The organism is Aquabacterium humicola, assembly GCF_030167915.1.
Lineage (GTDB): Bacteria > Pseudomonadota > Gammaproteobacteria > Burkholderiales > Burkholderiaceae_C > Pseudaquabacterium > Pseudaquabacterium humicola.
The window spans coordinates 255,593-269,969 of record NZ_JARGNB010000008.1 but is presented as its reverse complement, the minus strand read 5'-3'; the positions used below and the strand labels follow the sequence as shown (position 1 = coordinate 269,969).

Below are 14,377 nucleotides of genomic sequence, written 5' to 3'. Positions count from 1 at the left end.
CGGATGGACATCGAGTGGCAGCAGCGCGGCACTCTAGGCAGCCCGGCGGCCGATCACAATCGCAGCGGCGCCAAAAGACTCTTCGATGGAATTTGACAATCTCGACGACCTGCGCGTGCTGCTGGCCACCGCCGACACCGGCAGCCTGACCGCCGCCGGCCGGCGCTGCGGCCTGAGCACCGCGGCGGTCTCGGCGGCGATGAAGCGGCTGGAGAGCGCGCTCGGCGCGCGGCTCTTCGACCGCACGACGCGCTCGCTGCGACCGACCGCCGAAGGCGAGGTGATGGTCGACCATGCCCGGCGCGCGCTCGACCTCGTCGCCGAGGGCCAGGCCAAGGTGCGCGGCGAACGCGGTGAGCTGGCCGGCACCATCCATATCACCGCGTCGAGCGCGATGTCGCAGCGCCTGCTGGCCGGCTGGCTCGGCGAGTTCGCCGCGCTGCATCCGAAGCTGGAGATCGACCTGCAGGTCAGCGACTCCTGGCTGGACCTGGTGAAGGACGGCGTCGACCTCGCGCTGCGCAACGGCCCGCTGCCCGACTCGACGCTCGCCGCGCGGCTGCTCGCGCCGGCGCATCGCCAGGCCTTCGCCAGCCCCGAGTTCCTGTCGCGGCAGGGCACGCCGGGGCACCCGGCCGAGCTGTCCGAGCTCGACTGCATCATCGGCCGCCTGCGCGGCCGCCGGCTCGACCGCTGGCGCTTCACGCCGCGCGCGCAGGGGTGCGAGCCCTTCGATGTGCCGGTCCACGGACGGCTGGCCTGCGACAACGCGGCGGTGGCGCTGCAATGGGCGCGGCAGGGGCGCGGCATCGTCTACCTGTCCGAGGTCGACCTGCACGAACCGGTGAAGCGCGGGGAGATGACGCGCCTGTTCGACGGCTTCGACGGCGAGGCGGCGCCCTTGTATGCGGTGCTGCCGAGCCACCGCTTCACGCCGCACCGCGTGAAGGTGCTGGTGGACGCGCTGGCGGCGTGGTTCGCGAGCCGGACATGAGCACGCCAGGCCGCCCGAAGGGCTCATTCGGCAGCGCGCAGCGCGGAGGTCGGGGCCGGTGAACCAGCGCCACGTCACGCTGCGCCAGTTCCGCTACTTCGTCGCCGTGGCCGAGAGCGGCTCCGTCGCCGCCGCCTCCCGCATGCTGGCGATCGCCCAGAGCGCGTTGACCAAGAGCCTGGGCGAGCTGGAGGACGAGCTCGGCAGCGCGCTGTTCGTGCGCAGCTCCAAGGGCATGACGCTGACCCCGCAGGGCCACCGCTTCCTGGCCAGCGCGCGCAAGGTGATCGGCGCGGTTGCCGACGCGGTGCGGCTGCATGCCGAGCAGGCCAGCGGCGCCCTCAGCGGCACGCTGGCGATCGGCGTCACCAGTCTGGTCGCGGGTTATTACCTCAGCGAGCTGCTGAGCCGCTTCCGCCGTGTCGCGCCCGGCGTGCAGGTGCTGGTGACCGAGGAGACGCCGCCCTTCCTCGAGCACCTGCTGATCAACGGCGAGGTCGATGTCGCGATCATGGTCAGCAGCGCGCTGGGCGAGCCGCAGGCGCTGGTGGTGGAAGTGCTGACGCGCAGCGCGAACCGCGTCTGGCTGCCGGCCAACCACGCGCTGGCCGAGCAGGAGGAGATCGCGCTCGCCGACTGCGCGCTGCACGACCAGGTGGTGCTGGAGGCCGACCGCATCGACGAGCTGATGGCCCGCGTCTGGGCCCGCCACCAGCTGAAGCCGCGCGCGCTGCTGCGCACCAGCTCGCTGGAGGCGGTGCGCTCGCTGGTGGGCGCCGGCGCCGGCATCGCGGTGCTGCCGGACTTCCTGTACCGGCCGTGGACGCTGGACGCCGAGCATGTCGAGGCGCGGCGGCTGCGCGACGAGGTGCCGACGGTCGACGTCGGCCTGGTCTGGCGCCGCGGCTCGGGGCTGAAGCCGGCGGCGCAGGAGTTCATCGACCTCGCGCGCGAGCAGTCGAAGACGCGCCGCTCCTGACGTCGTTCTTCGCGGCGCGGCTTTCGCCCGCAATCCACTCCTCGATGCGCCGCTGCAGCAGGGTCAGCGGCAGCGGCCCGTCGTCGAGCAGCGCGTTGTGGAACCGCCGCAGGTCGAAGCGCTCGCCGAGCGTGGTTTCCGCCTGCTTCCGCAGCGCCTGGATCTTCAGCTCGCCGAGCTTGTAGCCCAGCGCCTGGCCCGGCTGCAGCAGGTAGCGATCGACCTCGCTCGCCGCGTAGGCCTCGTGCAGGCCGGCCTCGTCGACGAGGTAGCGGATCGCGCGTTCGCGGCTCCAGCCGAAGGCATGCAGCCCGGTGTCGACCACCAGGCGGCAGGCGCGCAGCATCTCGGCGCTCCAGGCGCCCAGGCGCGAGTACGGGTCCTTGTACAGGCCCAGCGCCGGCCCCAGCGTCTCGGCGTAGAGCGCCCAGCCTTCGCCGTAGGCGACGTACCAGCCGGTGCGCCGGAACTTGGGCAGGCCGCGGATCTCCTGCGCCCGGGCCGTCTGCAGGTGGTGGCCGGGCACCGCCTCGTGCAGCAGCGTGTTCTCGATGTCGTAGGTCTGGCGCGTGGCCAGGCTGGTGACGTTGGCCTCGAAGAAGCCGGCGCGGCTGCCGTCCAGCGCACCCGAGGTGTAGAACTCCGACGCGTCGCCGTGGTAGGCCTCCATCGCCCGGATGCCGTAGGGCAGGCGCGGCAGCTCGGCGAAGAGCCGGGGCAGCTCGGCGTCGACGCGCTTGGCGATGTCGCGGTAGGCGCGCAGCATCTCGTCGCCGCTCTTGAAGCGGAAGCGCTCGTCGGCGCGCAGGCCGGCCATGAACTCGGCGCGCGGGCCGCGGCCGCCCAGCTGCCGCACCAGCGCATCCATCTCGCGGCCGATTCGGGCGACCTCGGCCAGGCCGGTGTCGTGCACCTGGCGGGCTGTCAGCGTCGTCGTCGAGTGCTCGCGCACCGCGAGCTCGTAGTACGCCATGCCGGCAGGCAGCTGCGACGCCGCCAGCGTCTGGCGGCACGCGGGCAGGTACTCCTGCTCGACGAAGCGGCGGAAGGCGACGAAGGCGGGCCGCACACGTTCGGCGAAAACGGTGCGCGCCGCCGCTTCGAGCCGAGTGCGCTCGGCCGCCGGGATCGCCGCCGCGAAGTCCCTGAACGGCGCGAACAGCGGGTCGGCGTCGAGCGCACCGGTGGTGAACGGGTCGAACTGCGCCGGCACCCGGCTCATCGCCTCGGCCGCCGGCAGCCAGCCGCTGCGCATGCCGATGCGCAACATCGCCACCTGCTCGTCGAGCGATCGCGGCACCAGCGCCAGGCGCTTGAGATACCGCTCGTAGTCCGCCACGGTCTCGAAGCGGCTGGCCTTGGCCAGCGACGGCAGGTCGTGCTGCGGGCCGCTCGTCGGGCCGACGAACTGCCAGCCGCCCAGGCCCGAGAACGGCAGCGGGCCGTACAGCGCGTCGATGCGCTGGCCGAGCTCGAGGTCCTCGATCATCAGCGCGCGCGACAGCCGGTCCTGCGCATTGAGGCGCCGCGCATCGAAGCGCCGCAGCTCGGCCAGCAATCCCTGGTAATGCAGGCGGCGCCGTGCGTGCGCGGCTGGCGTGCGCTCGGTCAGGCGATCGTCGAAGCGGCGGTCGCCGACGTAGGTGGCGCTCTCGGGGTCGTCCTGCAGCTGCCACTGGTGGGCCCGCTCGAAGAGCGCGGCCAGCGCGCGGTCGGGCGGCGGTTCGGCGCTGGCCGCCTGCAGCGGGGCGGCCGCGAGCAGCGCCGCCGCCGCGATGGCCGTCAGGGCCCGCGGGGTGATCATCTGTTTTCTCCCTTCATCTTGTCGAAGGGCGAGAGGCTAGCGCAAAGCCCGGCGACCGCCGCTCAGCGGGGCGGGGCCTGCGTGGTGTCGTCGAGGGCCGGGCGCAGCGCCTCGGCCGGCGGCCGCGGTGCCGCGCAGCCGCGCCCCAGCAGCCAGCACACCGCATCGCGGTTCAGCGGCACGCCGCGCTGCCAGGAGGCACGGGTCAGCGTCGTCGCGGCTTCCTCGATGGAGGTCACGGTGGCGTCGCAGAACGCCGCGGAAGCCGGCGGCGACGGCTGATCGAGGGTGGGGGTCATGGCAGCGCTTGTGACGTGGGGGATTGGTGCCCATCGTCTCGCGCTTCGCCGCGCCGGTCGTCCCACAATGGCACGACGCCGCTGTGCGCTAGTGCACTGCGGCGGTGGCGGCGGCCCGGCCGGTCAGCGCAGCGCCCGCCAGACCTGGTCCGCCGCGCGCGCCCCGGACAGCAGCGCGCCTTCCATGAAGCCCTGATAGCTGTAGAACGAATCGGTGTGCTCGCCGGCGAACCACAGGCCGGGCGCGCCGGGCTTGGCGCACTGGCCTTCGAGCGTCGTGAAGTAGCCGGGCTGGTTGTTGGTGTAGGCACCGCGGAAGAGCGGGTTGCGCGACCAGTTCTCCAGGTGCGCGATCGCCCGGCCCTGCGCATCGCGCCGCACGAAGGCCCCGCAGCCGGGCCAGATGCGTTCCAGGTCACCGAGGAAGGCCGTGGCTTCGGTCTGCAGCCTGGCCGGGTCGAGGCGCGCGCCGCGCTCGCCGCCGGAGTAGTCGGTGATCACGCCGCGCTGGCCGACCAGCGCCGTCTCGGGCGAGGTCTCCCAGGTGTTCTGGTGGTTCGGCAGGTCGCTGTAGCTGCCGCCGTTGCAGTGCTGCCGCTCCAGCCACGGCCGTGCGCGGAAGCCGATCATCATCTTGCTGTTGGTGCCGTAGTCGAGCCCGGCGATCGCGCTGCGGCTGTGCGCCGCGAGCCCGACGCCGGCCTCGAACTCGACCAGCCGCATCATCGGCGCCGGCAGCGCGAGGATGGCGGCGGCGTGCACCCGCTCGACGGTCTTGTTGCCCTGCGCGAAGGCGAGCTTCAGCCGCCCGTCGGCGAGCCGGCCGACGCGCAGCAGTTGATGGCCGTAGGCCACGGCCCGCGGCAGGGCGCGCTCCAGGCCGGTGGCGATCGCGTCGTTGCCTTCGACGATGTGGAAGCGCTCGTCGCTGAAGTTGCCGAAGGGCGTGAAGTGGCTGCGCTTGTTGGCCTGCGCGAAGAACAGCAGCGCCAGGCTGCTCTGGCGGTGAATCTCGCGGCCGAACTCGATGGTGTAGGCGGTGTCCATCACCCGACGCAGCAGCGGCCCGGCGCCGCGTGAGTCGAGGTAGTCCGACAGCGGCAGGCGGTCGAGCTCGGCGTCGTAGGCGTTGTGGCTGTCGGCGGTCGGCCCGCCGGACAGGCGCTTCAGGTCGTCGTTCATGGCCGCGCTGAATGCACGGTATTCCGCCACCACCTCGGCTTCACTCCACTGCCGGCCCATGAAGAAGAAGAACTCCTCGCCAGGCTGCTTCTCGTGGCTTTCCAGCGTCAGGCCGAACGCATTGGCCAGGCCGCGCACAGTGCTGTGCGTGGTGTCGATCAACTCCGCGCCACGTTCGACCACCTGGCCGGGGAAGTGGTTGCGCAGCGACCAGACGCGGCCGCCGCTGCGCGTGCCGGCTTCGTACAGCTGCGCGCCGATGCCCTTGGACGCCAGCACGGTCGCGGCGTAGAGGCCGGCGAAGCCGGCGCCGACGATCGCGACATCGGCCGGCGCCGACTGCGCGCGCGCGAACGGCGCACCGAGCGTCATCAGCGCCGCGCCACCGGCCGCGCCCTGCAGCAGGCGCCGCCGCTGCCGCGATGCTTCGCGCCGCTGCGCGACGGCTTCGGCCTCGGGCTGGCCGGTGCGGTCGCACCAGGCGGCGGTCGCGGCACAGCGGGCCAGGAAGCGGAATGCGGCGCTGCGGCTCATGGCGTGGTCGTCGAGTGGCGGTGCGTCGCATGCTAGTCGACGCCGCCCCGGCGGCACACCCCCCGCCGGAGGGCCCGGGGCCCCGCGTGCGCCGTCAGCCGTGCCCGAACGGGCAGGACCGCGCCGGCTTGGCGGCCGCGCGCGGCGCCGGCGCGGCGTTCCGGCGCAAGCGCAGCCGCACCGGCATGCGGCTCGGCGTCAGCGTGAAGTGCAGCAGTTCCTCGATCTCGTCGGGACGGCAGGCGAGCTCGACCTCGAAGTGCTTCAACAGCATCGACAGCACCAGGCGCATCTCGACCCCCGCCAGATGCCGCCCCGGGCAGACGCGCGGACCCGCGCCGAACTGCAGGAAGGCGCGCGCATCGTGCGCGCCGTCGGCCGGCGCCACCGCGCGCGACCAGCGCGAGGGATCGTAGACCTGCGGCCGGGCAAAACGCCGTTCGTCGACCTGCGCGGGCCGGTTGAGGAAGAACAGCCGCGTGCCGACCGGCAGGTGGATGCCGCCCACCTCGGTCGGCTCGCGCGCCTCCAGCCCCAAAAAGGCGACCACCGGCCTCAGCCGCATCGCCTCGGTGGCCAGCGCCTCGAACGCATCGAGCTCGCGCACCTGCTCGTGCGCGGCGCACACCGCATCGTCGCCCAGCGCCAGGCAGGCCTGGGCATGCAGGCGGCGCTGCAGCGCCGGGTCCTGCGCGAGGTACAGCAGGGTCCAGGCGAGGCTGTGCGCGGTGGTGTCCTCGCCACCGAGCAGCAGCGTCAGCACGTTGGCGACGACGCTGCGGTCGTCGAAGCCGCTGCCGGGGCGGTCGACCTCGAGCAGCATCGCCTCGAGCGCGTTGCGCGGGCCCTCGGCCGGATCGTCGCGCAGCCGCTCGCGGGCGCGGGCGATGCGCTCATGCGCATAGGCATGCACCACCTTCAGGTCGCGGTCCAGGCGCCGATCGGCGGGCAGCTTCAGCCAGTGCCACAGCGGGAACGGCATCATCGTGCGCTTCATGATCGCGGGGAAGATCGACGCCAGGTGATCCTGGATCACGTTGCCGGGCTGCTCGATGGTGTTCGGGTCCTCGCCGAACGACAGCGCGCTGGTCACGTCCACCGTGTAGCGGATCAGTTCCTGCGTCATCTCGAGCACCTCGCCGCGTTCGGCGGCCCGCTGCCAGCGCCGCAGCAGGCGGGCGGTGATGCGCTGGATCGTCGGGAAGAAGCTGCGGAAGTGCGTGACGTTGAGCGACTGCATGATCAGCCGCCGCTGCGGCAGCCAGTCGTCGCCCTCGGCGGCGAAGACGCCGTCGATGCCGAGCTCCGCGAAGATGGGCCGGATCATGCCGGCGCGGCTGATCGTCTTCGGCCGGTCGCGCAGCACGGCATGCGCGAGCTCGGGGTCGTCGAACACCAGCACGTCGCGGTTGGCCAGCCGCAGGCGGTAGGCGCCGCCGAACTCGCGCGCCCAGGCCTCGAGCTGCAGATGCATGCGGGTGGGATCCAGGCGGTGCAGGTGGCCGATCAGCGGCAGCGCGGGCGGGCTGGGCAGGTCGTGCAGCGTGCGCGGCGCGGTGCGGGGCAGGGACAGGCTCGGGTTCATCGTCGATCCTTCGGGTCAAGCAGGAGCGGCACGGCGGCCGCGGTGCACGCATCGTCGGCGTGGCGCCGCGGGCCGTCATGGGCGCAATGTCCCGATCCGGCGCGGCCGCGGGTCCCTCGACGGACGGACGCAGGACGCTTGTCCCGACTTTGCACACCGACTTAGGATGCTTCGATGCGCGCCGCCCAGCAGATCCGCTTCGCCCAGGCCGTCGACGGCGTGCGGCTGGCCTACGCGATCAGCGGCCAGGGCACGCCGTGCCTGATCAAGGCGGCCACCTGGCTGAGCCACCTCGAGCACGACTGGGAGAGCCCGGTCTGGCGCCACCTGCTGCGCGCGCTGTCGGAGCGCAGCCGCTTCATCCGCTACGACGAGCGCGGCTGCGGGCTGTCGGACTGGCTGGTGCCCGAGCTGACCTTCGAGAGCTGGGTGCGCGACCTGGAGACGGTGGTGGAGGCGGTCGGCGCGGAACGTTTTGCGCTGCTGGGCATCTCGCAGGGCGCGGCCGTGGCCATCGCCTACGCGGTGCGCCACCCCGAGCGGGTGATCCGCCTGGTGCTGCACGGCGGCTATGCGCGCGGCCGGCTGGTGCGCAGCACCTCGCCCGAGCAGCGCGACGAGGCCGAGACGATGTGCCACCTGGCCGAAATCGGCTGGGGCAAGGACGATGCGGCGTTCCGGCAGTTCTTCACCACGCAGTTCATCCCCGGCGGCACGACCGAGCAGCACCGCTGGTTCAACGAGATGGAACGGCTGTCGACCTCGCCGCAGAACGCCGCGCAGTTCATGCGCGCGTTCAACACCATCGACGTCACGCCGCTGCTGCCGCAGGTGCGCTGCCCGGCGCTGGTGTCGCACAGCCGGCACGACATGCGCGTGCCGTTCGCCGAGGGCCGGCTGCTCGCCAGCGCGATCCCCGGCGCGGCCTTCCTGCCGCTGGACAGCGGCAACCACCTGCTGCTGGAGCACGAGGAGGGTTGGCGGCTGTGGCTGGACGCGGTGGGCGAGTTCCTCGGCCGGCCCGCCGGTGCGCTGGTCGACGCGTTCCCCGCGCTGTCGGCGCGCCAGCGCGAGCTGCTCGAACTGATCGCGCGCGGCTTCGACAACGCGCAGATCGCGGCACGCCTGACGCTGTCGGAGAAAACCGTGCGCAACCAGGTCTCCGCCATCTTCGACCGGCTGGCCGTCGAGACGCGCGCGCAGGCGATCGTGCGGGCGCGCGAGGCCGGATTCGGGACCGGCTGACGCCCCGCGGGGCCGCGGCGCCGCGGCCCGCCGCCGTCAGAGCTTGACCATGACGTGGCGCGCGACGGTGTAGTCCTCCAGCGCGTACATGCTCATGTCCTTGCCATAGCCGCTCGACTTCATGCCGCCGTGCGGCATCTCGTTGACCAGCATGAAGTGCGTGTTGATCCAGGTGCAGCCGTACTGCAGCGCGCGGGCCACCTTCATCGCGCGGCCGACGTCCTGCGTCCACACCGACGACGCGAGGCCGTAGTCGCTGTCGTTGGCCCAGGCGATGGCCTGCTCGGCATCGCTGAAGCGGGTGATGCTGACCACCGGGCCGAAGACCTCGCGCTTGACGATCTCGTCGTCCTGGCGCGCCCCGGCGATCACCGTCGGCTCGTAGAAGAAGCCGGCGCCCGCGCGCAGCTTGCCGCCGGTGGTGACCTCCATGTGGCCGGTCATCTGCGCACGCTCGACGAAGCTCGCGACACGCGCGCGCTGGCGGTCGCTGATCAGCGGGCCGATCTCGGCGTCGGGGTCGTCCTGCAGGCCGACCTTGATGCCCTTGACCGCGCTGGTCAGGTCGGCCACCAGCTTGTCGTGCACCTTGGCGCCGGCATAGATGCGGCAGGCCGCGGTGCAGTCCTGGCCGGCGTTGTAGTAGCCGAAGACCTTCAGGCCCTCGACGACCGATGCGAGGTCGGCGTCGTCGAAGACGATCACCGGCGCCTTGCCGCCGAGCTCGAGGTGCGTGCGCTTCAGGCTGGTGCTGGCGGCCTGCAGGATCTTGCGGCCGGTGGAGACGTCGCCGGTCAGCGAGACCATCGCCACCTTCGCATGTTCGACCAGCGGCTGGCCGACCGAGGCGCCGCGGCCGGTGAGGATGTTGATCACGCCCTTCGGGAAGATCTCGGCGGCGATCTGCGCCAGCAGCAGCGCGGTGAGCGGCGTCTGCTCGCTGGGCTTCAAGACCACGGTGTTGCCGGCGGCCAGCGCGGGTGCGGTCTTCCATGCCGCCATCATCAGCGGGTAGTTCCACGGCGCGATCGAGCCGACCACCCCGACCGGATCGCGTCGGATCATGCTGGTGTGGCCGGCGAGGTACTCGTTGGCCACCGTCCCGCCGACGCAGCGCGCGGCGCCGGCGAAGTAGCGGTAGCAGTCGACGATGGCCGGGATCTCGTCGCCCAGCGCGCGGGCGTAGGGCTTGCCGCAGTTCAGCGATTCCAGGCGCGCGAAGTCCTCGGCCCGCGCCTCGATCGCGTCGGCGAGCTTCAGCAGCAGCTTCGAGCGCTCCATCGGCGTGGTGTCGCGCCAGCCGTCGAAGGCGCGGTGCGCGGCCGACACGGCCTTGTGCACCTGCTCGGTCGAAGCTTCGGGCACGGCGGCCAGCAGCTCGCCGGTGGCCGGGTTCAGCACACGCTCGGCCTCGCCCTCGCCAGTGACGAAGGCGCCGTCGATCAGCAGCTGGGTGGGCAGGGTGAGCTCGGGCATGGTGGTCTCCAGGGGCGGGAGTGAGGTCGGGTCAGCGGGCGCCCGGTTCGTCGGAACGGGTCAGCCAATAGGCGGCGAGGATGGGCAGGAAGGTCAGCGCGATGATCACCACCGCGACCACGTTGGTCACCGGCCGCTGGCGCGGGCGGATCAGCTCCTGCAGCATCCAGATCGGCAGCGTGGTCTGCTGCCCGGCGGTGAAGGTGGTGACGATGACCTCGTCGAAGCTCAGCGCGAAGGCCAGCAGCGCGCCGGCCAGCAGCGCCGAGCCGAGCTGCGGCAGCACGATGTGGCGCAGCGTCTGGAAGCCGTCGGCGCCGAGGTCCATCGACGCTTCGATCAGGTTGGGGTTCAGGCGCCGCAGCCGCGCCACCGCGTTGTTGTAGATCACGACGACGCAGAAGGTCGCGTGGCCGATCACGATGGTCCAGAACGAGAACGGGATCTGCAGCGTGCCGTAGGCCGAGCGCAGCGCGATGCCGGTGATGATGCCGGGCAGCGCGATCGGCAGCACCAGCAGCAGCGAGATGCTGTCGCGGCCGAAGAAATCCGCGCGCGCCAGCGCCGCGGCGGCCAGCGTGCCCAGCAGCAGCGCGATCGCGGTGGACCATGCGGCCACCTCGAAGCTCAGGCGAATGGCCGCCCAGACGTCCTCGCGCGCCCAGGCCACCGCGAACCAGCGCGTGGTCAGCTCCGGCGGCGGAAAGACGTAGCTCTTGTCCTCGGCGCTGAAGGCGTACAGGATGATCAGCGCCAGCGGCACGTGCAGGAAGGCGATCACGCCCCAGGCGCTGGCCTTGAGCGCCCACGGTGCCTTCGTCGGATCAGAGCGCATCGAAGGCTCCCAGCCGGCGCGCGAACCACAGGTACGCGCCGATCACCAGGATCGGGACGAGCGAGAAGGCGGCCGCGAACGGCACGTTGCCGGCGGTGCCCTGCTGCAGGTAGACGACCTGCCCGATGTACATCGTCGAGTCGCCGATGACCTGCGGCACGATGTAGTCGCCCAAGGTCAGCGAGAAGGTGAAGATGGACCCCGCGGCGATACCCGGCAAAGCGAGCGGCAGGATCACCCGCTTCAGCGTCGTCGACGGCGGCGCGCCGAGGTCGCCCGAGGCTTCGATCAGCGAGCCGGGAATGCGCTCGATCGAGGCCTGGATCGGCAGCACCATGAACGGCAGCCACATGTAGACGAAGACGATGAAAGTGCCGAGCGTCGAGAAGCTCAGCGATTGCCCGCCGATGCCCGGCAGCGACAGCAGCGCCTCGAGCGCCCAGGTCATGTGCACCTGCGCCGCCAGCCACGACACCGCGCCTTCCTTGGCCAGCAGCAGCTTCCAGGCATACAGGCGCACCAGGTAGCTCGACCACAGCGGCAGCATCACCGCGAGGTACAGCGCGGCCTTGGTCGCGCCGCGCGCATGGCGCGCCATGTAATACGCCAGGGGGAAGGCCAGCACGATGCTCGCCGCGGTGACCGCGGTGGCCATCGCCACGGTGCGCAGCGCGACGTCGAGGTTCGCGCCGTCCAGCAGCTCGCGGAAGTTCTTCAGCGTCGGCTCCTTCACCACCTGGCCGGTGAAGTCGTCCAGCGAGAAGAAGGCGTTGGCCAGCAGCGTCAGCAGCGCACCGACGTAGACCACGCCGAACCACAGCAGCGGCGGCGCCAGCAGCGCCAGCAGCAGCAGGCCGCGGCGGGTGTAGAGCAGGTCCGAGAGCCGGCGGCGCAGCGAGGGCGCCGGCGCGGGCAGCGCCATCGCCAGGTTCACGCGGCGGCTCCCAGCGGCGCGGGGGCCCCCTGGGCCGCGCTGGACACGGCGGGCGGCTCATCGCCCAGCGCGTGCACCGCCGCCGCATCCCAGTGCAGGTGCACCAGCGTGCCGGCCTCGGGTACCGGCGTGCCCGGCGGCAGGTCGGCCTGCAGCACCGCGATGCCGGTGTCGACCTTCACCCGGGTGAAGGCGCCGAAGTACTGCACCTCGATCACCGGCCCGCCGGCGCGGGCCCCGGCGGACGCGCCGGTGCGGATGCGCTCGGGCCGCAGCATCGCGCTGGCGCAGCCGGTGAGCCGGCGGGCGGCGTCGCCGTCGAGCACGTTGGCGGCGCCGACGAAGCGCGCGACGAAGGGCGTCGCCGGCCGGTCGTAGATCACCTGCGGCGTGCCCACCTGTTCGAGCCGGCCGCGGTGGAACACGCCGATGCGGTCGCTCATCGACAGCGCCTCGTGCTGGTCGTGCGTCACGAAGACGAAGGTGATGCCCAGCCGGCGCTGCAGCGCCTTGAGCTCGGTCTGCATCTGCTCGCGCAGCTTCAGGTCCAGCGCGCCCAGCGGCTCGTCGAGCAGCAGCAGCTGCGGCCGGTTGATCAGGGCGCGCGCCAGCGCCACGCGCTGGCGCTGCCCGCCGGACAGCTGCGCCGGCCGGCGCTCGCCGACGCCGTCGAGCTGCACCAGCGCCAGCATCTCGTTGGCCTGCTTTCGGCGCTCGGTCTTGCCGATGCCGCGCACCATCAGCCCGTAGGCCACGTTGTCGGCGATCGACATGTGCGGGAACAGCGCGTAGTCCTGGAAGACGGTGTTGACCGGGCGCGCATACGGCGGCTGCAGCGTGACCTCGGCGCCGCCGATCAGGATGCGGCCGGCGGTGGGCAGCGTGAAGCCGCCGATCATGCGCAGCACCGTCGTCTTGCCCGAGCCCGAGGGCCCGAGCAGCGTGAAGAACTCGCCCGGCGCGATGGCAAGGTCGACGCCGTCGACCGCACGCACCGCGCGCGGGCCGCTGCCGAAGACGCAGTGCACGCCCTCGAGCCGGACCGCCTCAGACATGTCCGCCCCTCGCCCGAGGGGATGCGGGCCGGCTTGGGGCGGCCCGGCGCTCGGCCCGCTTGGCGCTCACTTTGGACGTCACCAGATCCTCAACGGCCACCGAGGATCGCGATGTAGTCCGACACCCACTTGTGGTACGGCACGCACTGGTTGCCCTGCGAGGCGCACTGCGTCACCGGCGTGCGCCAGAACGAGATCTTGTCGAAGGACTCGTAGCCCTGGCGCTTGCAGCCCTCGTCGCCGAGCAGCGCATTGCCCTTGCAGGCCGCGGGCACCGAGGGCACCGAGCCGAACCAGGCCGAGAGGTCGCCCTGCAGCTTCGGGTTCAGCGAGTGCTCCAGCCACATGTAGGCGCAGTTGGGGTTCTTCGCGTCGGCATGCAGCATCGTCGAGTCGGCCCAGCCGGTGGCGCCCTCGACCGGCACCACGGTGGCGATCGGCCGCTTCTTCGAGCCGAGGATGTTGGCCTGGAACTGCCAGCTCGACGAAGCGACGACACCCTCGTTGGTGAAGTCGTCGATCTGCACGAAGGCGTCGTGCCAGTACTTGCCGACGATCTTGCGCTGCCCGCGCAGCAGCTCGAGCGCGGCCTTGTACTGCGCCTCGGTCAGCTCGTAGGGGTCCTTGATGCCGAGCTCTGGCTTCTTGGCCTTCAGGTACAGCGCCGCGTCGGCGATGTAGATCGGCCCGTCGAAGGCCTGCACGCGGCCCTTGTTGCTCTTGCCGTCGGGCAGGTTCTGCTCCTCGAAGACGACGCTCCACGAGGTCGGCGCCTTGTCCTTGAAGACCGTCGTGTTGTACATCAGCACGTTCCAGCCCCACTGGTAGGGCACGCCGTAGTGCGTGTTGTTCTCGTAGTGCCAGGGCGCCTTCTGCAGCCGCGGATCGATGTTCTTGTAGCTCGGGATCAGGGCGGTGTTGATCGGCTGCACCTTCTTGCCGCGGATCAGGCGGGTCGACGCGTCGCCCGACGCGGTGACGAGGTCGAAGCCGCCCTCGTTCATCAGCGCGACCATCTCGTCGGAGGTGCCGGCGGTCTTCACGTTGACCTTGCAGCCGGTCTTCTGCTCGAAGCCGGTGACCCAGTCGAAGGCCTTGTCGGTCTGGCCGCGTTCGATGTAGCCCGGCCAGGCGACGATGTCGACCTTGCCCTCCCCCTTGCCCAGCTTCTGCAGCATGCCTTTCTGGGCGACGGCGTGCGAGGCGAAGGCGGCCAGGGCCGCGGCGGCAAGGAACGAAGGGAGGAGCGACGGGATCTGGGATCGGCGCATGAGCGTTCTCCGGCTGGTGGCGCGAGGCGCGGATCTTCCGGCGCGGGCCGGGCCCCTGTGAAATGCAATCGAACGCCGGCGAGCTCTCTCTTTTCGAGATACCTGGGGTAAGCCCTAGCGGAATCAGAACGACTGGCCGCCGATTCGCGCCCCTCGATGCGCAGAAGTTTTCTTGTCATCACGT

The 14,377-nt window shown here is 71.6% G+C and carries 12 protein-coding genes; 3 read left to right on the top strand and 9 right to left on the bottom strand.

The features are described 5' to 3' along the window. The first annotated feature begins 85 nt into the window (after positions 1 to 85). Positions 86 to 994, top strand: a complete 909-nt coding sequence (locus P1K89_RS28175) for a LysR family transcriptional regulator (protein ID WP_284619858.1) — start codon at positions 86 to 88, stop codon at positions 992 to 994. 58 nt (positions 995 to 1,052) lie between these two features. Further along, a complete protein-coding gene (locus P1K89_RS28170) occupies positions 1,053 to 1,973 on the top strand; it encodes a LysR family transcriptional regulator (protein WP_284619857.1) in 921 nt (306 codons plus the stop codon). On the opposite strand, the gene P1K89_RS28165 is transcribed toward P1K89_RS28170, so the two are convergent. The 4 genes from P1K89_RS28165 to P1K89_RS28150 form a co-directional block, all read right to left on the bottom strand. Further along, entirely contained in the window at positions 1,930 to 3,777 is a 1,848-nt protein-coding gene (locus tag P1K89_RS28165) for a DUF885 domain-containing protein (RefSeq protein WP_284619856.1), read from the bottom strand. The genes P1K89_RS28170 and P1K89_RS28165 overlap by 44 nt on opposite strands. A 62-nt stretch (positions 3,778 to 3,839) precedes the next feature. Further along, a complete protein-coding gene (locus P1K89_RS28160; protein ID WP_284619855.1) occupies positions 3,840 to 4,076 on the bottom strand; it encodes a hypothetical protein in 237 nt (78 codons plus the stop codon). Positions 4,077 to 4,199: 123 nt separating this feature from the next. Then, the gene (locus P1K89_RS28155; protein ID WP_284619854.1) at positions 4,200 to 5,792 is read right to left on the bottom strand and encodes a flavin monoamine oxidase family protein; all 1,593 of its coding nucleotides are present in this window, start codon (positions 5,790 to 5,792) and stop codon (positions 4,200 to 4,202) included. A gap of 94 nt (positions 5,793 to 5,886) precedes the next feature. Beyond that, positions 5,887 to 7,377: a cytochrome P450 gene (locus P1K89_RS28150; protein ID WP_284619853.1), complete on the bottom strand. Its 1,491-nt coding sequence runs from the start codon at positions 7,375 to 7,377 to the stop codon at positions 5,887 to 5,889. 174 nt (positions 7,378 to 7,551) lie between these two features. Here P1K89_RS28150 and P1K89_RS28145 point away from each other — a divergent pair, with 174 nt between their 5' ends. Beyond that, positions 7,552 to 8,622, top strand: a complete 1,071-nt coding sequence (locus P1K89_RS28145) for an alpha/beta fold hydrolase (RefSeq protein WP_284619852.1) — start codon at positions 7,552 to 7,554, stop codon at positions 8,620 to 8,622. Positions 8,623 to 8,658: 36 nt separating this feature from the next. Here P1K89_RS28145 and P1K89_RS28140 read toward each other — a convergent pair whose 3' ends face one another. The 5 genes from P1K89_RS28140 to P1K89_RS28120 form a co-directional block, all read right to left on the bottom strand. Then, positions 8,659 to 10,071 carry a gamma-aminobutyraldehyde dehydrogenase gene (locus tag P1K89_RS28140; protein ID WP_284619920.1) on the bottom strand — a complete coding sequence of 471 codons (1,413 nt, stop codon included), beginning with the start codon at positions 10,069 to 10,071 and terminating at the stop codon, positions 8,659 to 8,661. 58 nt (positions 10,072 to 10,129) lie between these two features. Continuing rightward, the gene (locus P1K89_RS28135; RefSeq protein ID WP_284619851.1) at positions 10,130 to 10,933 is read right to left on the bottom strand and encodes an ABC transporter permease; all 804 of its coding nucleotides are present in this window, start codon (positions 10,931 to 10,933) and stop codon (positions 10,130 to 10,132) included. Beyond that, complete coding sequence (locus tag P1K89_RS28130; protein WP_284619850.1) at positions 10,923 to 11,867, bottom strand: ABC transporter permease; 945 nt, start codon at positions 11,865 to 11,867, stop codon at positions 10,923 to 10,925. The genes P1K89_RS28135 and P1K89_RS28130 overlap by 11 nt, the downstream gene beginning before the upstream one ends. After that, positions 11,864 to 12,922: an ABC transporter ATP-binding protein gene (locus P1K89_RS28125; protein ID WP_284619849.1), complete on the bottom strand. Its 1,059-nt coding sequence runs from the start codon at positions 12,920 to 12,922 to the stop codon at positions 11,864 to 11,866. The genes P1K89_RS28130 and P1K89_RS28125 overlap by 4 nt, the downstream gene beginning before the upstream one ends. 89 nt (positions 12,923 to 13,011) lie before the next feature. After that, positions 13,012 to 14,193 (bottom strand): ABC transporter substrate-binding protein, encoded by a 1,182-nt coding sequence (locus P1K89_RS28120; protein WP_284619848.1) that lies wholly within the window; start codon positions 14,191 to 14,193, stop codon positions 13,012 to 13,014. Positions 14,194 to 14,377 lie beyond the last annotated feature (184 nt).